The organism is Morganella morganii, from assembly GCF_019242955.1.
GTDB classification, from domain to species: domain Bacteria; phylum Pseudomonadota; class Gammaproteobacteria; order Enterobacterales; family Enterobacteriaceae; genus Morganella; species Morganella sibonii.
Genome location: NZ_CP066129.1, coordinates 1239565 through 1260161 on the forward strand (window position 1 = coordinate 1239565; position 20597 = coordinate 1260161).

21 protein-coding genes and 1 other annotated feature are annotated in these 20597 nt (G+C 49.7%); of the genes, 3 read left to right on the forward strand and 18 right to left on the reverse strand.

All coding sequences use genetic code 11. From position 1 onward, the window contains the following. Positions 1 to 70: 70 nt before the first annotated feature. The gene (locus JC793_RS05660) at positions 71 to 1642 is read left to right on the forward strand and encodes a TerC family protein (RefSeq protein WP_046893792.1); all 1572 of its coding nucleotides are present in this window, start codon (positions 71 to 73) and stop codon (positions 1640 to 1642) included. 54 nt (positions 1643 to 1696) lie between these two features. Here the strand turns inward: JC793_RS05660 and JC793_RS05665 are convergent, their stop codons facing one another. From JC793_RS05665 to JC793_RS05685, 5 genes are all read right to left on the reverse strand, one after another. Continuing rightward, entirely contained in the window at positions 1697 to 2128 is a 432-nt protein-coding gene (locus JC793_RS05665) for a YfjT/YkfB family phage-associated protein (protein ID WP_218427765.1), read from the reverse strand. Between the two features lie 82 nt (positions 2129 to 2210). Further along, positions 2211 to 3395 carry a fimbrial protein gene (locus JC793_RS05670; RefSeq protein ID WP_166707289.1) on the reverse strand — a complete coding sequence of 395 codons (1185 nt, stop codon included), beginning with the start codon at positions 3393 to 3395 and terminating at the stop codon, positions 2211 to 2213. Then, on the reverse strand, positions 3382 to 5892 hold the full coding sequence (locus tag JC793_RS05675) for a fimbria/pilus outer membrane usher protein (RefSeq protein ID WP_218427767.1): 2511 nt from the start codon (positions 5890 to 5892) through the stop codon (positions 3382 to 3384). Before JC793_RS05675 ends, JC793_RS05670 begins: the two co-directional genes overlap by 14 nt. Before the next feature lie 18 nt (positions 5893 to 5910). Beyond that, positions 5911 to 6639, reverse strand: a complete 729-nt coding sequence (locus JC793_RS05680) for a fimbrial biogenesis chaperone (RefSeq protein WP_166707291.1) — start codon at positions 6637 to 6639, stop codon at positions 5911 to 5913. A 118-nt stretch (positions 6640 to 6757) separates the two neighbouring features. After that, a complete protein-coding gene (locus JC793_RS05685; protein ID WP_046893796.1) occupies positions 6758 to 7294 on the reverse strand; it encodes a fimbrial protein in 537 nt (178 codons plus the stop codon). An 859-nt stretch (positions 7295 to 8153) separates the two neighbouring features. Here JC793_RS05685 and JC793_RS05690 point away from each other — a divergent pair. Together JC793_RS05690 and tssD are read left to right on the forward strand one after the other, a co-directional pair. After that, entirely contained in the window at positions 8154 to 9791 is a 1638-nt protein-coding gene (locus tag JC793_RS05690; RefSeq protein ID WP_218427768.1) for a Na+/H+ antiporter, read from the forward strand. A 178-nt stretch (positions 9792 to 9969) separates the two neighbouring features. Further along, entirely contained in the window at positions 9970 to 10446 is a 477-nt protein-coding gene (gene tssD / locus JC793_RS05695; RefSeq protein ID WP_218427770.1) for a type VI secretion system tube protein TssD, read from the forward strand. A gap of 28 nt (positions 10447 to 10474) precedes the next feature. Here the strand turns inward: tssD and JC793_RS05700 are convergent, their stop codons facing one another. The 13 genes from JC793_RS05700 to hisL form a co-directional block, all read right to left on the reverse strand. Then, on the reverse strand, positions 10475 to 10876 hold the full coding sequence (locus tag JC793_RS05700) for a DUF1240 domain-containing protein (protein ID WP_218427772.1): 402 nt from the start codon (positions 10874 to 10876) through the stop codon (positions 10475 to 10477). Continuing rightward, a complete protein-coding gene (locus JC793_RS05705) occupies positions 10869 to 11756 on the reverse strand; it encodes a hypothetical protein (protein WP_218427773.1) in 888 nt (295 codons plus the stop codon). The genes JC793_RS05700 and JC793_RS05705 overlap by 8 nt, the downstream gene beginning before the upstream one ends. A gap of 197 nt (positions 11757 to 11953) precedes the next feature. Continuing rightward, a complete protein-coding gene (locus JC793_RS05710; protein WP_166707292.1) occupies positions 11954 to 12622 on the reverse strand; it encodes a hypothetical protein in 669 nt (222 codons plus the stop codon). A gap of 21 nt (positions 12623 to 12643) precedes the next feature. Further along, positions 12644 to 13132: a YbaK/prolyl-tRNA synthetase associated domain-containing protein gene (locus tag JC793_RS05715; RefSeq protein ID WP_218427775.1), complete on the reverse strand. Its 489-nt coding sequence runs from the start codon at positions 13130 to 13132 to the stop codon at positions 12644 to 12646. A gap of 100 nt (positions 13133 to 13232) precedes the next feature. Then, positions 13233 to 13844, reverse strand: coding sequence for a bifunctional phosphoribosyl-AMP cyclohydrolase/phosphoribosyl-ATP diphosphatase HisIE (gene hisIE, locus JC793_RS05720; protein WP_052926186.1), 612 nt, complete (start codon positions 13842 to 13844; stop codon positions 13233 to 13235). A gap of 6 nt (positions 13845 to 13850) precedes the next feature. After that, positions 13851 to 14630 (reverse strand): imidazole glycerol phosphate synthase subunit HisF, encoded by a 780-nt coding sequence (gene hisF / locus JC793_RS05725; protein ID WP_218427776.1) that lies wholly within the window; start codon positions 14628 to 14630, stop codon positions 13851 to 13853. Then, positions 14612 to 15349, reverse strand: a complete 738-nt coding sequence (gene hisA / locus JC793_RS05730) for a 1-(5-phosphoribosyl)-5-[(5-phosphoribosylamino)methylideneamino]imidazole-4-carboxamide isomerase (RefSeq protein ID WP_218427778.1) — start codon at positions 15347 to 15349, stop codon at positions 14612 to 14614. Before hisA ends, hisF begins: the two co-directional genes overlap by 19 nt. Beyond that, positions 15346 to 15942, reverse strand: coding sequence for an imidazole glycerol phosphate synthase subunit HisH (hisH, locus tag JC793_RS05735; RefSeq protein ID WP_218427780.1), 597 nt, complete (start codon positions 15940 to 15942; stop codon positions 15346 to 15348). Before hisH ends, hisA begins: the two co-directional genes overlap by 4 nt. After that, positions 15942 to 17009, reverse strand: a complete 1068-nt coding sequence (gene hisB / locus JC793_RS05740; RefSeq protein ID WP_166707296.1) for a bifunctional histidinol-phosphatase/imidazoleglycerol-phosphate dehydratase HisB — start codon at positions 17007 to 17009, stop codon at positions 15942 to 15944. Before hisB ends, hisH begins: the two co-directional genes overlap by 1 nt. A 19-nt stretch (positions 17010 to 17028) precedes the next feature. Next, entirely contained in the window at positions 17029 to 18105 is a 1077-nt protein-coding gene (hisC, locus tag JC793_RS05745) for a histidinol-phosphate transaminase (RefSeq protein ID WP_218427782.1), read from the reverse strand. Then, on the reverse strand, positions 18102 to 19424 hold the full coding sequence (gene hisD, locus JC793_RS05750; RefSeq protein WP_218428347.1) for a histidinol dehydrogenase: 1323 nt from the start codon (positions 19422 to 19424) through the stop codon (positions 18102 to 18104). The genes hisC and hisD overlap by 4 nt, the downstream gene beginning before the upstream one ends. Positions 19425 to 19429: 5 nt before the next feature. Next, positions 19430 to 20329 (reverse strand): ATP phosphoribosyltransferase, encoded by a 900-nt coding sequence (gene hisG, locus JC793_RS05755; RefSeq protein WP_046893805.1) that lies wholly within the window; start codon positions 20327 to 20329, stop codon positions 19430 to 19432. Positions 20330 to 20363: 34 nt separating this feature from the next. Next, positions 20364 to 20487 (reverse strand) — a sequence feature (His leader region). Further along, the gene (gene hisL / locus JC793_RS05760; RefSeq protein ID WP_101495319.1) at positions 20463 to 20510 is read right to left on the reverse strand and encodes a his operon leader peptide; all 48 of its coding nucleotides are present in this window, start codon (positions 20508 to 20510) and stop codon (positions 20463 to 20465) included. It overlaps the preceding feature by 25 nt. Positions 20511 to 20597: the final 87 nt, after the last annotated feature.

A 20597-nucleotide genomic window follows, 5' to 3' on the forward strand; every position in this document is an offset into this window, starting at 1 on the left:
ATTTGGCCGGACAATCCGCATTATTTCGTGTGCAGCATAAGCTGTGTGAATAAAAGGTAAAACTAACCGTATGGAATGGATCGCTGATCCGTCGATTTGGGCCGGCCTGGCCACACTAATCGTACTCGAAATTGTTCTTGGTATTGATAACCTCGTTTTCATTGCCATTCTTGCCGATAAACTTCCGCCTGCGCTGCGTGACAAAGCCCGTATAACCGGTCTGCTGTGTGCGCTGATCATGCGTATTATTCTGCTGTTCAGTCTCTCCTGGCTTATCACGCTGACCAAACCGATGTTCACGATGTTCGGGCATGCATTCAGTGCGCGTGACTTAATTATGCTGATCGGGGGACTGTTCCTGCTTTTCAAAGCCACGATGGAGCTTAACGAACGGCTGGAAGGCGGTGAGCATAATGACGGACAGCAGCGGAAAACCTCGAAATTCTGGGCGGTGGTGGCACAGATTATCGTGCTGGATGCAGTCTTCTCTCTGGATTCCGTGATCACGGCAGTCGGGATGGTGGATCATATCGGTGTTATGGTCACTGCGGTGGTTATTGCAATGCTGCTGATGATCTGGGGCAGCCGTCCGCTGACCCGCTTTGTCAATGAACACCCGACCATCGTTATCCTGTGTCTCAGCTTCCTGCTGATGATCGGTTTCAGCCTGGTGGCGGAAGGGTTCGGCTATCACATTCCGAAAGGTTACCTCTACGCGGCGATCGGTTTCTCCATCATGATTGAAATGCTCAATCAGGTGGCGATGTTTAACCGCCGTAAGTTTCTGCGCGGGCGGAATTCCCTGCGTCAGCGTACAGCGGAAGCAGTACTGCGTATTCTGAGCGGTAAACGTGAATCATCGGAGCTGGATAACCGCACTGCAGATTTGATTTCGGATAACCAGGATATTTTTGATCCGGAAGAGCGGCAGATGATTGTCCGCGTACTGGGGCTGTCTCAGCGTAACGTCAACAGTATTATGACCTCGCGTCATGATGTGGAAATGCTGCGGATTGATGCCACCAGTGATGAAATCGCCGCATTGCTGATCAAAAACCCGCATACCCGGGTGGTGATTAAAGGCTCGGGGGATGATGATGAACTGCTGGGAGTGGTGCATGTGATTGATTTGCTGCATCAGCGTTTACAGCAGGATACGCTGGATCTGCATGCACTGATCAAGCAGCCGCTGGTGTTCCCGGAGCAGTTGTCATTACTGAAAGCGCTGGAGCAGTTCCGCCAGGCGCAGACTCACTTTGCCTTTGTGGCGGATGAGTTCGGTTATGTTGAAGGGGTGGTGACACTGACGGACGTGATGGAAACCATCGCCGGAAATCTGCCGGTCAGCGGTATTGAAAATGATGCCCGTCATGATATTCAGTTTACGGATGATAACAGCTGGATAACCAACGGTTTTATGCCGCTGGAAGATCTGATCAATTATATTCCGCTGACACTGGACGAAAAACGGGAATATGAAACCGTGGCCGGATTGCTGATGGAACATTTACAGCGTCTGCCGAAAGTGGGTGAGCAGATCAGTATTGACGGTTGTCTGTTTGAACCGCTGGAAATTCAGAATCACCGGATTAACCGTGTGAAAATCACGCTGCCGGAAAATCCGGAAGACAGTGACGACTAACTGTTAAATAATAACGCCGCCGGAAACAGCGGCGTTATCATCATATCGTGCAGGTTATTCAACCGGGGCACATTCAAAATCACTGAAGATTTTCTGACTGTTTTTGGCGCGGGGCTTAAACTTCCCGGCCGGTTTGTTATTCACATACACTTCAAATTCAGATGCCCGGGTAATGGCTGAGGTGAAACTGACCCAGGCATTAGCACCACTGCGGGTCGTGGTGTTTTCAGGAATATAATAGGCTTCATCATCAATCAGGAAAGAGACGTCACCGTCAAGGCTCTGGTCATTACTGTAAACAGACACGCTGTTGTCATAGCCTTCCCCCGCACCTTCGTTGCAGGCGATAATGACGGCATTACCGGCTCCGTTACTGATACCGTATTCAGTAAATCCCTGAGCAGTCCCCATTGACCAGGTATCAGGGACAGCATAAGCAGAGGCAGAGCAGGCGGCAATCACACCGGCCAGCAGTATTTTTTTCATCAATAAGATATCCGTTGCAGTCATATATTATGATTAATATCGGCGGACTATTCAGAACCCTGATAAAAAAGATGTTCAGCCGTCAGCGATAAATCAGGGTAAATCCGGCAGTAGTCTGAATCAGTCCCTCACGAATCTGAGGCTCTGTCTGATAATAACGTCCGCTGACCGCAAAATGATAGACACCTTTGATAATTCCGCCGCCTTTTACCACATCCCACTGAGTTTCATCATCAATATAGGCCGGCATATCGGTACCGAGCGGCCTGGCATTATTATCGATCAGTACCTGAACCCCCACGCCCTTCGCGGCATTCTGTCCGGTCAGGTTATTCAGCAGCACCCCCTGACGGCGCAGCGCGGCGGAGGCTTCATTACCGCCGGCGCCTTCAAAAACGGAGGCACGGATATTCTGAATAAAGTTAGTGCCGCCGCAGTCGATATACACATCCACGGTTTGCGGGCCGTTTTGCCCGTAGGCGGTACTGCCGGGACCGGAAAACTGACCGGAAGACACTTTACCGAGGCTGATAATCTGCTCGCGGTTGGAAAAGCGGTACTGACAGGACTCTTTCAGGTATTTAACCGCGATGTTACTGGTTTTTTTCAGCGGAATTGACCATCTTCCGTCCAGCACCAGGTTTCCGGCCGGGTCATAAACTGAAATAGCCACCGGATAAGGTGATGCTATATGTACCGGTAAAAACGTAAGCCCCTGGCTGTCATCCGGTTGTTCATCGGTTCTGACCAGCGTGACTTTGACACCCAGTGCAAACTGGCTTTGTGATGTGCAGGGAAGATCGATATCGGTTGATCCATTTACGCCTATTTTACTGTAGCGGGTAATTGAGGGGTTAACATAGTTTCCGGAAATTTCCCCGCCGATATCCAGCCGGTAACCCACGCCGGGTATATTGGATTTAAGCACGGCATATCCGTCTTTTTCGCCCAGAATGATTCCGATACCTTCAGTTGTGACAGCCGCACGATAGGTTTCACCCCGGGTGCAGCGGAAGCGGGGGGATGAATAACTTAAGTGAAAATGCGGGACATACTCAGTTTCAATCAGCTGTCCGCTGGTATTCCGGATAGGTTCCCCAAAGCGGTAGCTGCCTGAGTTAAAGACACCTATCGTGGCTTTGATATCTTTTGCACCCCGCCAGACGGGGGCAACGTGGCCTTTAATGTCCGTTACTGTACTGAAAGCGGACACCTGCGTGCTGACTATCATGGCGAAGAAAAAAAGCAGTGATTTAATTCTCATCATTAATTATCCCGCAGGTCGCTGTCACGACCGACACTTTATCATTCATCAGGTATTTGTGATTAATCTCAGTCAGGTCAATCACGCATTGCTGCCCGTCGGCGGCGCTGGTATCCACGCGGATCGTTGTCATTTTTTCATTCAGATTCAGGAAGATTTTTCCGCCCTGGCCGACAAACGTCAGCGGCTCGTTATCCGGTCCGTACACGGTTGCACCCAGCGGTAACATATTTCCCTGAGAATCCCGGGTTTTCAGTACCACCGGAGCACCGATACGGGTATCGAGTTCGATAAATATTGCACTGCCGGAACGCGGAATAATCGTGCGTTTTGATTCTTCCACGGTGTAATTCTGCCCCAGGTCACGGGTTTCGATACCGACCAGATTTTTGCGGTAAGGCACGAGATTAGGCTGAATGGCATAACCGGCGCTGTTTGTGTGCGTATCTGCTCCCAGCACCTGCGCATTTTCAATGCCTTCCGCTTTTATAATGGCAAAGGAGTTACCCAGCCTGTTGGCAAAAAGTAATCCGCCGCTGTGGCCGACAATCGCACCAGAGGCGCTTACATTTAATGTTTTTGAGTCAGGATAATGGCTGTAATCCGCCGAGAAATCCGCAATACCGGTTTTATAACGGCCGCCGGCTGTGGCGTAACGGCTGGTTTCATCTTCATATTGATCCTGTCCGGCGGATAATGAGTAATCAAGATCGTCGCTGAGACTGCCGCTGACACCGGCACCGATATTCCGGTTATTGCCGGCATTGAGATAATTGGCGGTCAGATAGGTGTTATTTCCGGCAGACAGCGGAATGCTCAGCGATAATGAAAAGAGCGTGTCGTTGTTATACTGATTATCGGTTTTCCGGAGAGAGGCGATCACCCCTGCGCTGTACACGCTCGTGGTATAAGACATAGTATATTGCTTACTGGTTTTGCTGCTGTTCCAGTAATCTGCCGTTGAACCGCTGACACTGACACTGCCTGCGTTATACGGCAGGCGCTGACTCATAGACAGGGTGTACTGGGTTTTCAGTTTATAGGCATTATTCTGCTGCTGTTCATCATACTGAAAATAGCCGTGATTCATCTGCATCGCGTTATAAACGCTGACATAGTTTTTGGTATCAAACTGAATGGAAGAGAGGTTGATATAGGTTTCCGTTGACGGAAATGTTTTGCTGTAACTGAGTTTATAAGAATTCCCTTCAAGGGTTTTATCATTATTTTTCAGTGTCGCTTTGGCGTGGATCACTTCGCCGTTAAAGGCGCCCACCGGGGTATTGATGGTCATTCCGGCGGCGCCGGACAGATAATCGTTACTGAATACCGTTCCCAGTGAGGCAGAAATCCGGTTGCTGACACCATAGCGTAATGAGGCATCGGTTACCGGGTCACCGAATACGGTATTACGGTAGCGCAGTTTGCCCACGCCGATATCGAAATCGAGTTTACCGGGACGGGTAAAGGATAAACCGCTCTGCACCGGAATCTGCATTTTCTGAACGCTGCCGTCGGCTTCAATAATATCGACCAGCAGATCCCCGGAATAATAGACCGGCAGGAGATCACTGATTTCGAACGGCCCGGCCGGTACAACCGTGTTGTAAATTTCTGTTCCGGAATCCGCAAGATACACTTTTACCTGTGCCTGAGTCTTGGCGATCCCCTGAATCACCGGGGCATATCCGGTTTCCCGGCTTGATAACATGCTGTTATCATTACGTAAACGAACACCCCGTAATGAACTGCCGTTGGAAAAAACAGAGCCGGAATAAAAATCCCCGAGTGTCAGTTTGCTTTTTACCGAATCAATATCCCGTTCAAGCCAGGTCATGACCGCCGTATATTTATCATTATTTATCTGGCTGTCATTACGGAAACGCCATTTTAAAATATTAATACCGGAATTAAGCGTTAATGAATCGGTGGTATTGGAATAGCCTTCTGAGCGGGTGGTATAGCGATTATAAAAATAATTGGTAAATATAACAGACTTACCTTCATCCCAGTTAAGCGGATTGCTTTCCGGCGGAACCGGTTTCAGTAAATCCCGCTGCGGGACAGAAAGATGCAGTTGTTGTTTACTGAAAATAAATTCAAATGCGGATTCAGGGATCAGATCAGATAAATAAAAGCAGTCGTTTTCATCCTGTTTTTCTGTCTGTTCATGAAAGGTATCAACGAGAGAATTGATTAATCCCATTGAATTAACCAATTCCGGAGTTAAACAGACCTGCAATTTTCCGGACTTATTATTCTCCAGCTTAATCAGGAATTTCCCGGTATTCTGATCATTGACATAAACATCAGTACGGTATAATCCCGGCATCTGGTCATTATCGGTGGTCAGGCGGCGTAAATCGACATCTCCGCTGACGGCATAGTTTTTAATAAAGGCCGGGTTAAATTCGTAATCGTCGTCGTCATCAGCAAAGGCCACACTAAACGGCAGTGTGGCGGAAAAAATAATAGCAGAGAGATAAACAGGCCATTGCATATGTTTCTTCGGGCAACCTTAATTTACGGTTTTTTCGGCGTCTGAACTGCCGCCGGAATCATTGACATAGCTGAATTTAATGACAGCGGATGACGGAACTGCCGTTAACCGGTTTATTTTTGCCTGTGTGGTGCCGCCGAAAGGCGCCATCATGGCAAGCCCGGGCTGAACATCATATTCCTGTTGATTAACAATGACTTTTGCTTTGTCCGGTGTGATATAAAATGCACTGTTATTTTTGGCGGACAGCCAGATATCCGCGCCTTGTTTTGTTATTGTCCAGTCCGTTTTATCAGCGGCGGAGCTGTAATCGCCGGCAATTGCAGAAGGGCGGTAAAAGAGTTTGAATTTTGATAAGACAGAAATCTGCAGGTTATTTTCAACGGCTTTGCTTTTCGGCGGAACATCCAGAATATTAAGGGTAAAAATTGTTTCACGATCAGCAGGAAGCGGTTCACCGGTATACAGAATACGGACGGTCTGCACATTTCCCGGTTTAATTTTAAATAACGGCGGCAGAACGACAAAAGGGGTATCTTCAATATCTGCTTTGGTGACCTCTTTACCGGAACGTTTTTCGGAAAAACCGGTTGTCAGCCAGACCTGACTCAGCGCTGTTTTTTCACCGCTGTTTTCAATATTAACGGATATTTCTTTATCATCGGAAGGATATACAAAACGGGTTCCGGTCACCACAATAGCAGCGCTTGCCGGAATAGCCACCAACGACAGAAAGACAGCTATCATCTTTTTAATCATATTCGCTCTTATATACTCTTATTTTGATGAGTGGAATAAAGAAAAGGAAACAGGGTGATTAGAACAAATTCATCACCCTATTTCCATTATATTTTATAATATAAGATTATTTATAAATAATTTCGAAATCAACGTTAGATTCCACTACGCCCGGCTCAGAAGCGCCTACGGCATAATACTTAGCAATATAGTTTAACTGAACATTACCTTCCGCTAATTTGGTAAAACCGACATTCTGGTTGTCTTTATCCATACCCAGTTTAATAAACTGGTCATTCTGGTTATACAGCGCAATATTGACATTTTTAGCCGTTGTTGCACCAATACCTTTGGTATTCAGTGTTTTTGTTGTCAGATCAATGTTAGGGCCGACAAAACTTAAACCCACGTCAGTCACACTCTCTGCCGCCGCACACTTGGATAATTCGATTGTGAATGGAGTAGTACCGGTGGTATCACCGACATTCTGTAATGCGTTTGCACTGACTTTTGGTAATGTTACTGTTTTATCTTTATTTGCACCTTCAACTACACAGCTTTGTTTTACCACTTCACCTTTAAATGTAATTTTACCATCAGCGGCAACAGCGCCTGCGGAAATAGCAGTAAACAGGATAGCAGTAATTAAATTAATCTTTTTCATGGAATTCTTTCTCGTCGTCGTAATAATGAATTTGGTTATATTTTTGGGTAAGTAACTTAACTTGGAAATACTCTAACACACTCCCTTACACCCTTAGAATTGATCTGGCGCAAGTTTCCAATTGGTAATTTTTTTATCTAAAAAAGTGCATTGTTATAGAGTTTAAATCCTGACTGAATCGCTTCAAATGGTTTAAATGACTGAATTGAGTCTATAGTGGCGCTACAAAACAAACATAGATGCGGATCGGCGAGAAAACTTTATGTTCACGGGAATGTGATAATGTGTAACTCATTGATAACAAAAGGTTGCTAAAAAAATAACACCAGTTAATGTTAACTATACATGTACTAATACCACGTCTTATTTTGTTTATTTAGAATATGGCTAAGTATTAATAACCAATATTTAACACGCAATTGATTGCCTGCGTTTAAATAAAATAATAACAATATGTTTCCGGATAAGACCGGAAGGTTTGTTTTTCATTGCCGGATTTTCTGATGTTTTTGCAGCAGGGTTTTAATCGTCATTACTGAATAGTTAATTTATCTGATATTTGTTACCGGCCATTCCGGTTATTTTAATTATCCGGAATGAATAATCATTTTTTAAAAAAGAATATTTATTTTTTTATTACAAAAGATAATAGCTAACATGTTGTTAAAATGATGGTTTTACTTATCTTATGCGTTAATTATGCAATGAGGATGTTCAGGAAGCGCAGGTGATCAGATTTTGACACACAATAATTTTACATTCCCCGCTTTCTCTGCTTTATTTTTACTGTCAATCGTATACCCTGCAAACCCTGAATTGTGGTTATGTATCAGATTTCTGTAAGGATAAAAAACCGCCTATGTCTGTCGTTACACTGATCCTCGTTTTTCTGCTGGCCGTGATTGCCAGCGTGTTTATCTCCCGCCTGCTGCGGGATAAAATCCCGTTACCTTTCATCCAGATTGCTATTGGGGCAGGGTTATCACTTTTTGGTTTTGATGTGGCGTTTGAGCCGCACCTGTTCCTGTTTCTTTTTATCCCGCCGCTGCTGTTTCTTGACGGCTGGCGTATTCCGAAGGAAGCGCTGTTCAGTGATATCAAACCTATTTTCTCGCTGGCTATCGGTCTGGTGTTCTTCACGGTTGTCGGTATGGGGCTGTTTATCCACTGGCTGATCCCGGCGGTTTCCCTTGCAGTTGCCTTTGCACTGGCGGCGATTCTGTCACCGACTGACCCGGTGTCTGTGGCGGCAATGACGGTCAATGCACCGCTGCCGTCCCGTATGGCACATATTCTGGAAGGGGAGTCCCTCTTTAATGATGCCAGCGGTCTGGTGTGTTTCAGCTTTGCGGTAACAGCTGCACTGACCGGGACATTCTCTCTGCCGTCAGCTGCCGGGAAGTTTATGGTGGTGGCGCTGGGCGGAATTATGGTCGGTTTGCTGATTGCCATGTTTATCGGGAAAGTGAACCAGTTCCTGGTGCAGCGTACCGGGGAAGACCCGGCAATCCAGATTATGATCAGCCTGCTGATCCCGTTTGTCTCTTATCTGGCGGCGGAGCACCTGGGAGTCTCCGGTATTCTGGCCGCGGTGGCTGCCGGTATTGCGATGCACTATGAGCGTATTGTCGGCCGTATGCAGTCCGCAACCCGCATGCAGAGCAAAGCGGTCTGGGATACCGTGCAGGTCGCACTGAACGGAATGATCTTTATTCTGCTGGGGGAACAATTACCCGGAATGTGGCGTGCAGTGCCGCAGGTGGCGGCGGATGCCGGGGCTTCTGCACCGTGGGTATTACTGCTGTATGTGGTGATTATCACCTTCGGTCTGGCGGTTCTGCGTTTTGCCTGGGTATGGATTGCTATGACACTGACAGTTTTCCGTCAGCGCCGCAAAGGTAAACAGTCCGACATGCCGCATCTGCGCCTGATGGCGATTATGGCAACAGCCGGTGTGCGCGGGGCGATTACGCTCGCCGGTATTCTGACTCTGCCGATGCTGATGAATGATGGTTCACCGTTCCCGCACCGGGATCTGGCTATCTTCCTGGCGATGGGAGTTATTCTGTTTTCGCTGGTGATTGCCGCGGTTGCCCTGCCGGTACTGACGAAAGGGCTGAATACTGACTTACCGCATGATAATGAAGAGCTGAATGCCCGTTTCACCCTGAATGAAGCTGCGATGAACAATCTGCGGGTGCAGATGGCGGAGCCGCTGGAAGACATTGATGAAATGACACTGCGGACAGAAGTGGGAACTCATCTGCTGGAGATCTACGGCCGTCATCTTGACAGTAACAGTGATGATCAGACCGCCGGGTTTGACTGGCTGAATGTCATCCGTGTGGAACGGCGGATGTCACTGAACGCCCTTCAGGCAGAGCGGGATGCGCTGAAACAGCTGCGTAAGAGTAAGAATATCAGTGAGCACACCTATACACGGCTGGTGCATGAACTGGATCTGAAAGAAGAGGCACTGAAACTGGCACTGCGCTGATCGCCGCAGAAAAAAGATCAGAAGACCCGCTGCATGCGGGTCTTCAGGCTGTTGACTAACATAATAACAGCAATCCGGACACCGGATGAATACAGTAACAAGACGGACATATTGGCTTCGCCTTGACAGGAAATTTAACTTAAGGTTAAGTTCATGTTTTCTGACTAAGGACGTTGTTATGGCACATCCGATTTATTTGACGTTAACCGGTAAAATTCAGGGACTGATTTCTGCAGGATGTTCATCTGTTGATTCAATAGGTAACCGTTATCAGGCCGGACATGAAAATGAAATTCTGATACTTAATTTAAGCGCAGGGGCGTTCCGGGCGCAAAATGCCGCCTATAAAGAGCTGATATTCACGAAACCGATAGATAAAGCATTTCCTCTGCTTTACTCCTGTGTCGATAATAATGAGATTCTGGAAGCAACCTTCAAATGCTACCGGACAAGTCAGCACGGACAGCTTGAGGTCTGCGCCACATATAAACTTACCGGCGTATCACTGGTTGATGTTGATGATGTTCATGCGAACTTAATCAGTGAGGGCAGCGAAGACCCCTATCAGCGCGTCAAAATGAGATATATCTCTATCTCAAGAGAACATACAAAAGCCAGCACCTCAACATACAGCATTAACAGTGAAATGATTTAACAGACAACGATAAGCTAAAGGATATGTGCTATTTGCACATATCCTTTGAAATAACATATTCAGTTGGCGCTAACATAGATTTTTTATAACATTTTACATAGCCGCGTGATGTTAAATCATACTCAACATAAAATGAAAAAATAAAACTAAAAACAATACCAAATATCATTATCGCGACACATGCGTTATTTATTTTATTATTTGCTTTTTGTTTTGTTTTACGATAACCGCAAATAAAAAGGAAATATGCACCCCGGGCAAGAAAAGGAACGCCAAAAATAATAACACCAACCTGAAATGAAAATGACACAGTCTCACTTTTAAGAAAGTATTCAATATAACTTGTTATAGAACCATATGCGCCAAGTGCAACAAAAAAAAGCAGTATAGTTGCAACAAAATACATTTTTACTGGTTTAATTTCATCCACGACTGTTCCTGCCAAAGTTCATGAAAAAATTATCAGCATGGTATCGGCTTTCACCATCAGATCTTGGTTTTCGCTGCTTTCTCAGCTCTCTGATAATAGATTCACTTATTCCAAAGTAATCATCAAGTTTATATAAACCATAAGAAATAACAAGACCTGCAAAAAATATTCCCAGAGATATAACAATAACACTACCGCTGGCGATATATCCTGCCGTCACAAAGTAACCAACTACGACTCCGCCTACTTTCATACTTACCGCAAGCTTTGCCATATCCATCGTCACATTCACAAAAAAATCCGTCAGCGTATATTCATCCTTAAATATCAGTTCAACGACACGGTAAGCCAGAGAATATACAATTGAAAACCGGGTAGCTCCTGCAGAAACAGCATTCTGGCCTTGAGTCCCCACGCCCATATACAATATTTTCGGATTATCAGCTAAATACCGCGTTGCATTCAGGAAAGCTCTTACCCCTGCATGACCGGACAGACGGATATAAACATTACCATTTTTCCCGACGTATTCAGTGGCTTTAATACCGATATCTTTGAACTCATTAATAATCCGGAAAACGCGGCCTGACTCATAAACACTTCCTGAAAAATTGGAAACAACATCAGCGACACCAAACAATGCCTCTTTCGCTGACTGAAAAGGATTCGATGTATTCGTGTTTTTTAAAACATACTCCGCTTCCGCAACAGTAATCAGCGCGGCAACATTCTCATCATCCGTAGTATCACCCAGTATTGATTTTATTTTAAGCAGATTAGCCTGATGATGTAATTCATCATAATCGGGTCTTTCCTCAAAACCATACGGTGTCTCTGATGAAATGACGGTTCCGCGTACGGGGTCGTATTTATATCCCATGTAACTCTCCCTGTTCATTTCACTTAGGTTATATCATGAGCTGATTATGTACAATAAAACACGTCAAAAATCGCCCTGACAATCCGTTTTTCACAATGAAGCACCCTGCGATACCTTAAGTGATATAGCCGATAAATAAATGTTTTATAAAAAAGGAACCTTATGGTTTCTCAGACCCGCCGCGTTGCGGGTCTTTTTTACATCACAATATTGCTGCGGGTATGTGCCTGCAACACCCGGGATGCGATTTGCGTCATGGTGTCATTAATTTCATCAAGCCAGTGGTGAACCTGTTCTGCGGATAACCGGAGTGACGGGCAGTCCCGGTCTTTCTGATTATTCTCTTCCAGCAGCAGAACCAGCTCACTATCCAGCAGAGACTGGAGCATATCAATCCACAGACCGATTTGATGATTCAGCGGTTTTCCGGCCGGCGGGGTAATGCAGTAGCGGCTGAGTAACTCACCGGCGGTATACTGAAAATCATCCCGCAGTGCCAGCCGTTCTGCCAGCGTGGCGGTTGCCGGGGCGGGCAGCGGTGTGCCGAAACAGGTAAATTCATAACTGTCTTCCCGGCTGAACAGGCTGTCATTCAGCCGGATCTGTTTTTCTTCATAATGTATCAGCACTTCGCGCAGCAGCGCGCTGACCGCAAAAAAGTGATCCGTTTTATGAAACTGACTGCCGTTAAGATACGGCGCACTTAGCTGCTGACGCAGAGATTGCTCATCCTCCTCGGGAGAGGAGACAAAACGCCTGCGGGATTTCTGTGTTCTGAACCAGCGGCGCCAGCGGTGTCGCGACATATACAGCAGCAGGCTGAGTAACAGCAGATAATAAAGAGAGTCTAAGAGTTCGTCCTGCATAAGCGCCTTCCCAAGCAAAAATCAGAGTTTACGGCGGACAAACGATACTGTTTCAGGATCGGCAATCCGCTGGTAGTCCTTTGTGTTCAGAATGATCGAACATTCCAGGCTGCCGGCATTAAAAGCCAGTTCGCTGAAACGCTCAAATAACATCGGATCGGCAACGAGACGGAGATCGGGGTGGAAACTGAACGGCGGGATAGCACCGAACACACATTGTGTCAGTTCAGCCGTCTCTGCCGGGCTGGCGAGAGAGGCACGGGTACCGCCGGTTTTTTTTGCCAGTGTCTGTAAATCCGCCTGCTGATCAGAAGGCAGAATCGCGAGGACATACTGACGGACACCGTTTCCTTTGACATGACAAACCAGTGCTTTGGCACCCTGACCGTGGTGTGTGCCGCGCACTCTGGCGACTTCTTCGGTTTTCCCGGCGGAGGCATGGTGCACTACGCGGTAGCGGGCATTATGTTCATCCAGCCGGGCGGTCAGTTTCTCAAAAATCGGGTTCATATCACTCACAGTCTCTGCATTTGTTGCCAATATCCTGACCATTATAGAATGTTACGGCAACAAAAACAGCGGGCAAAAAAGGATTTGCCCGGCTTTCGGATTAACGGTGACGGGAGCGGAGTTTTGCGATTACAGTGGCTAAATCCAGATCAGCATCCTGAAGCAGGACCAGCAGGTGATAGAGCAGATCGGCGGATTCAGAGGTCAGTTCCGCCTTATCGCGGACAGTCGCTGCCAGTGCGGTTTCCACACCTTCTTCACCGACTTTTTGTGCGATCCGTTTGGTCCCGGCGGCATAGAGTTGCGCGGTGTAAGAACTGTCCGGATCGGCGTTTTTGCGGGATTTAATCACAGATTCCAGTTCATACAGGAAACCCTGGGCAGTTTGTGCCGGTGCAAAACAGCTATTGGTACCCTGATGACAGGTCGGGCCGACCGGTAAAACCAGGGCGAGCAGCGTGTCATTATCACAGTCTTTAAACAGGTCGGTCAGATTCAGAAAATGCCCGGAGGATTCCCCTTTGGTCCACAGCCGCTGTTTGGTGCGGGAATAAAACGTCACGCGTTTTTCGCTGATCGTTTTGTCCAGTGCGTCGCGGTTCATGTAGCCCAGCATCAGTACATCGCCGGAGACAGCGTGCTGAACAATAACCGGCAGCAGGCCGCCGGTTTTCTGCCAGTCCAGTTGTGCAATTTCCTGTTCCGTGAGCATTGTGTGTTACTCCTGTATTCTGACAACGATCCCGTCGCGGGCAAGTCCGCGTTTCAGTTCGCCGATATTAATAATTTGTTTGTGGAAGACGGAGGCGGCAAGCGCGCCGTCAACACCGGCCTGTAAAAACGCATCGCGGAAGTGATCCGGATGACCGGCACCCCCGGAGGCAATCAGCGGTACGTGACATACTTCACGGACTTTTTTCAGCTGTTCTAAGTCATAGCCGTTACGCACACCGTCCTGGTTCATCATATTAAGGACGATTTCCCCGGCACCGCGCTGCTGCACTTCCTGCACCCAGTCGAGGGTATTACGCGAGGTGGCGATAGTGCGTTTTTCATCACCGGTAAACTGATAGACCTGATAGTTACCGGTTTCCGTATCGTGCCAGGTATCGATTCCGATGACAATACACTGCACGCCGAAGCGGTCAGCCAGCCGGGTGATCAGTGACGGATCACTCAGCGCCGGCGAGTTTACGGAGATTTTATCCGCCCCGAAACTGAGGATCGCCGCCGCATCTTCTGTGCTGCGGATACCACCGGCAACGCAGAACGGAATATCAATCACTTCCGCGACTTTGGCAACCCAGCTTTTATCCACCACACGGCCGTCAGAGGATGCCGTGATATCATAAAATACCAGTTCATCCGCGCCTTCTTCAGCATAACGGCGGGCGAGGGGAACAATATCACCGATGATTTCGTGATTACGGAACTGCACCCCTTTGACAACCTGTCCGTCACGGACGTCCAGGCAGGGAATTATGCGTTTTGCCAGCATGCGATAGCCTCCGGTAATGTCATTTTGCCGTCGAGCAGAGCCCGGCCGACGATCACACCCGCCACGCCGGTGGCAGGCAGCGGGGCGATATCACTCAGCCCGCCGATACCGCCGGACGCCTGGAAAGCAATCTCCGGGAACGCCGCACAGATTTCCCGGTAGAGCGCCACATTAGAGCCCGCCAGGGTACCGTCTTTCGAGATATCGGTACATAACACGTGGCGCAGCCCGGCAGAGGCAAAATCGCGGATCACGTCTTCGATGGTCTGCTCTGAATCTTCCTGCCAGCCGCTGACCGCGACCCGTTTTTTGCCGTCTGCACCGATACGCACATCCAGTGCGAGGACAATGCGTTCCGCACCCCAGCGGGCAAACCAGCGTTTTACTTCTTCCGGGGATTTGATCGCCGTGGAGCCGACCACCACACGGGCAGCGCCGGCTTCAATCAGAGCGGCCACATCTTCTTCAGTGCGGATACCGCCGCCGATCTGTACCGGTACGCTGACACCTGCCAGTAAGGTTTTCAGCAATGCGATCTGGCGTTTGGCCGGATCTTTGGCGCCCGTTAAATCCACAAGGTGCAGCAGTTCCGCCCCTTCGCGCTCATAGGCCAGCAAACGGCTGAGCGGATCAGCGCCGTAATCGCGCTGTTTTGCATAATCGCCCTGGTGAAGGCGCACTACCTGTCCGTCAATTAAATCCAGTGCGGGAATGATCATGACGATTTCATCTCCAGAAAATTTTTAATCAGAGTGATGCCGGTTTTACCTGAACGCTCCGGGTGGAACTGTACGCCGTAAAAATTATCGCGGCAGAGAGCACTGCTGAAAGCCTCACCGTACGTGGTGGTGGCCGCCGTGGCGTCACTGACCGGACAGGCGTAACTGTGGACAAAGTAAAAATAGCTCTGCGGTGCGATATCACGGAACAGCGGCAGATCGGCAGTAAATTCAACGGTATTCCAGCCCATATGCGGCACCGGCAGACCGTCCGGCGTCATTTTTTGTACGGGGGTATCAATCAGGCCGAGCAGCTCAATATTACCCTCTTCGCTGGTGGTACCGAGCAGCTGCATGCCGAGACAAATCCCCAGCACCGGCTGGCTCAGGGAACGGATGGTGCTTACCAGTCCGCGCTCTGTCAGCTTTTCCATCGCCGCACCTGCGGTGCCGACCCCCGGCAGAAACACTTTATCTGCCTGACGGATAAGGTCAGGGTCGGCGGTGACCAGCGGCTGATAACCCAGACGCTCCACCGCGTAGCGGACGGAGGCGATATTGGCGCAGCCGGTATCGGTGATCACTATGCGCATCACAACACCCCTTTTGAACTCGGCAGAACATTACCTTCCACGCGGATGGCCTGTCGCAGTGTCCGTCCGAACACTTTAAACAGGCTTTCGGCTCTGTGGTGATCGTTCTTCCCTTTGGTTTTCAGGTGTAATGTGCAGCCCATCGTGTAGGAGAGCGAGCGGAAGAAGTGCTCGATCATCTCGGTGCTGAGGTCGCCGACACGCTGATATTTAAAATCGGCTTTGTATTCCAGGTGCGGGCGGCCGGATATATCCAGTGCACAGCGGGCAAGGCATTCATCCATCGGCAGGGTAAAGCCGAAACGGGTGATGCCGCGTTTGTCGCCGAGCGCCAGTCTCAGGGCTTCACCCAGTGCCAGCCCGGTATCTTCGACGGAGTGGTGATCATCAATCACCAGATCACCGCTGACCTGAATATTGAGACGAAAACCGCCGTGGGTGGCTATCTGATCCAGCATGTGGTCAAAAAAGCCGACGCCGGTGCTGATGGTACTGCCGCCCTCACGGTCGAGCCACACTTCGGTGAGAATATCGGTTTCTTTGGTTTTGCGCTCCACGCGGCTGTAACGATCACGGCGGGTCAGTTGTTCTGCGATGCTGTTCCAGTCAGCGCCCGGCTGTCCGTAACGCAGACCGGTAATTCCCATATTTTGCGCAAGCTGAATATCGGTTTCACGATCGCCGATCACATAGCTGTTTTGCGTGTCGATCACACCCGGCAGCAGATATTTCTCCACCAGGGTGGTTTTCGGTTTACGGCAGTTGCAGTTATCTGCCGGTTTGTGCGGACAAATCAGAACCTCATCAAAGATAATGCCCTGAGAGGTAAAAACCTGCATCATCAGCTGGTGCGGAGCCTCGAAGTCGGCCTGCGGGAAGCTGTCAGTACCGAGTCCGTCCTGGTTGGTGACCATCACAAAGCGGTATCCGGCGTCTTTCAGTTTCAGCAGCGCGGGGATCACATCCGGCTCAAATGCCAGTTTGTCTAATCTGTCCACCTGGAAATCCACCGGGGGTTCGGTGATCAGGGTTCCGTCGCGGTCAATAAATAAAACGTTCTGTGTCATGATATCCGTTGTCCTCAGATTATGGCATTTCAAGCGCGGCGATGGCGGCGATCACCCGCAGGCATTCTGCCCGGGTGCCGACAGTAATACGCAGGCAGTTTTCCAGTCCGCGTTGTTTACGCTGGTCACGTAAAATAATTCCCTCATCCCACAGACTGCGGAAAACCCGCTCCGCATCACGGAAACGCACCAGAATGTAGTTGGTTTCACTCGGGAAAACGGTTTCTGTCAGCGGCAGTTTGGCCAGCTCATCACACAGCATCTGCCGGTTGCTGCGGATTTCGCTGACGCGAGCCTGCATGACGGCAATGCCCTCCGGCAGCAGCGCTTCGGCGGCAATGGCGGCCACCGGCGATGACAGCGGATAGGGCGCGATCACTTTCATCAGTACATTAATAATCTCCGCAGAGGCCAGTGTGAAGCCGCAGCGCAGCCCGGCGAGTGCAAATGCTTTGGAGAGCGTGCGCAGGATCACCAGGTTCGGGTATTCTTTCAGCCACGATGCCACACTGAACTCCGGGCAAAACTCGATATAGGCTTCATCAACCACAATCAGTGCACGGTTATCGACAATATCAAACAGATAACGCAGATCCTGTTCACGGATCGGGTTACCGGTCGGGTTGTTCGGGTGGCAGACATACAGCACTTTGACGTTATCAAGGCTGGTGGCAATGCTGTCGAGATCTAATTGCCAGCCATCCAGAGCCGGCACCACTTTCTGTGCGACACCAAACGTTTCTGCGCTGACGCTGTACATACCGTATGTCGGCGGGCAGAACAGTACGGCATCTTTTCCCGGCTCACAGAAAGCGCGGATCAGTAATTCAATGCTTTCATCCGCGCCGCGCCCCGCGATAACCTGCTCCGGACTGACACCGGCGTAAGCTGCATAACGGTTGATCACATTGGCAGGCTGACACTCCGGATAGCGGTTCAGATTGCGATCCGTAAAGGTAAAATCCGGTGCCTGCGGGTATTCGTTGGCGTTCAGCCAGACATCCCCGTTACCGCCGAGGCGGCGTGCCGACTGATACGGCGTCAGTAACTGCACATTTTCGCGGGCCAGTGCCATCGCGCTGAATGGTTTGTTCATCCGTTATTCTCCTCTGCTTTCAGGGCATTCATCCGCAGTGTCACGGCATTTTTGTGCGCGGTAAGCAGTTCCGCCGCCGCCAGGGTTTCAATCGCGTCTGCCAGCCCGGATAACCCGGCCGGGGTCAGTTTCTGTACGGTCATCCGTTTCATAAAATCCGCCAGTCCGAGGCTGGAGTATGTTGAGGTGTAGCCGTAAGTCGGCAGGACGTGGTTAGTCCCTGAAGCATAATCTCCGGCGGATTCCGGCGACCAGTCACCGAGGAAGACAGAACCGGCACTGTTAATCGCGGGCAGCAGGGCGTCCGGGTCACGGGTCTGGATAATTAAGTGTTCCGGGCCGTACTGATTACTGATGGCCACACAGGTGTCCAGGTCGCGGGCAATAATAATGCGGCTGGCGGACAGCGCCTGACGGGCAATCTCTTTGCGTGATAATAATTCGAGCTGAGAGTTGGTTTCTGCCACCACACGTTGTGCCATCTCTTCATCCGGGGTGACCAGCACCACCTGAGAATCCGGGCCGTGTTCCGCCTGGGAGAGCAGGTCGGCAGCGACAAAGGCCGGGTTTGCCCCACTGTCAGCGATCACCAGCACTTCAGAAGGCCCTGCCGGCATATCAATCGCTGCGCCGCCGATAGTCTGGCTGACCTGACGTTTTGCTTCTGTCACATAAGCATTGCCCGGCCCGAAAATTTTGTCAGTGGCGGGGATGGTCTCTGTACCGAATGCCATGGCGGCAATCGCCTGAGCACCACCAACCTGATAAATCGTTTCCACACCGCAAAGTTGCGCGGCATATAAAATTTCATCCGCGACCGGCGGCGGTGAGCAAAGAATAATCTGACGGCAACCGGCGATTTTTGCCGGGACGGCCAGCATCAGGACAGTGGAAATCAGCGGTGCGGTACCGCCGGGGATATACAATCCGACACTGTCCACCGGACGGGTGACCAGCTGACAACTGACGCCGGGCTGTGTTTCCACATCAATCACATCCGGGATCTGCGCTTCGTGAAAGCGGGTGATATTCGCTTTTGCTGTCGCCATCGCGGACTTCAGTGAGTCCGGCAGGCGGTCAGCGGCAGCGGCAATCTCTGCGGCGCTGATTTGCAGCGTTGTTACCTGTGTTTTGTCAAAGCGCGCACTCAGGGCACGCAGGGCGTTATCGCCGTTTTCGCGCACATCACGGATGATGTCACTGACCACACGGCTGATATCACCGGATGCAGCCATCGCCGGACGCATCAGGGCGTCCGCCTGCTGTTGTGCATCAAGGTTTTCCCAGCGGATCAGAGTATTAAAGGTCATTGCGGTCATTGTCATCACTCCATCATTTTTTCAATCGGCAGAACCAGAATGGAGCTGCAACCCAGGGCTTTCAGTTTTTCCATGGTTTCCCAGAACAGGGTTTCGCTGCTGACCATGTGCATCGCCACCAGATCCGGCTCACCGGCCAGCGGCAGCAGGGTAGGACGTTCCGCACCCGGCAGCAGGGCGATTACTTCATCCAGGCGCTCAGACGGGGCGTGCATCATGATGTATTTGGATTCACGCGCCTGGATCACGCCCTGAATACGGGTCATCATTCTGTCGATAAGCTGCTGTTTGGCCGGCGGCATTTCACCGTCACGCTGAATCAGACAGGCTTTGGAGCGGTAAATCACTTCCACTTCGCGCAGACCGTTGGCTTCCAGTGTGGCGCCGGTGGAGACCAGGTCACAGATGGCATCAGCCAGTCCGGCGCGCGGTGCCACTTCCACCGAGCCGTTAAGCAGACAGGATTTAAAACGGATACCTTTCTGATCAAGATAGCGCTTGAGCAGGAACGGGTAGGAGGTCGCGATACGGCTGTCCTGAAGACACTCCGCACCGTTGTAGCTGAAATCCACCGGAGCAGCCAGCGAGAGGCGGCAGGAGCCGAAATCCAGGCGGCGCAGAGTGAAGTAGCGCGGGTTTTGTCCCTGTGCCTGACGGCTTAATAATTCTTCTTCCAGCACGTTTTCGCCGATAATACCGAGGTCAACCACACCGTCCATCACCAGCCCCGGAATATCGTCATCACGCACCCGCAGGATATCGATCGGCATATTCTCTGCGTAGGCAATCAGGCGCTGCTGTTGTAAGTTGATTTTTATGCCGCAGCGCGCGAGTAATTCGCGGGAATCTTCACTTAAGCGACCTGACTTCTGAATGGCTATCCGTAAGCGCGTTTTATCTAACATTTTGATTATCCTTTAATTTTATAATTTTTTAGGTATAAAAAAACCCCCGGAAAAAAGATTCTTCCGGGGGTTCTCTATTACACGCATGCCACCGGAAGCTCTGGACGTCTTCCGGCACCAATCGCCTGAAAGACTAGTCAGGGTGATGGTGGTGGTGATGGCTGAACTGGATGCGTGTCATGATAATCTCTCGTTGTTTATCTGCTTGTTGCTATCACGGATAATGTTGTCATGATGGTGATAACGATATTTATAAATTCAATGTATA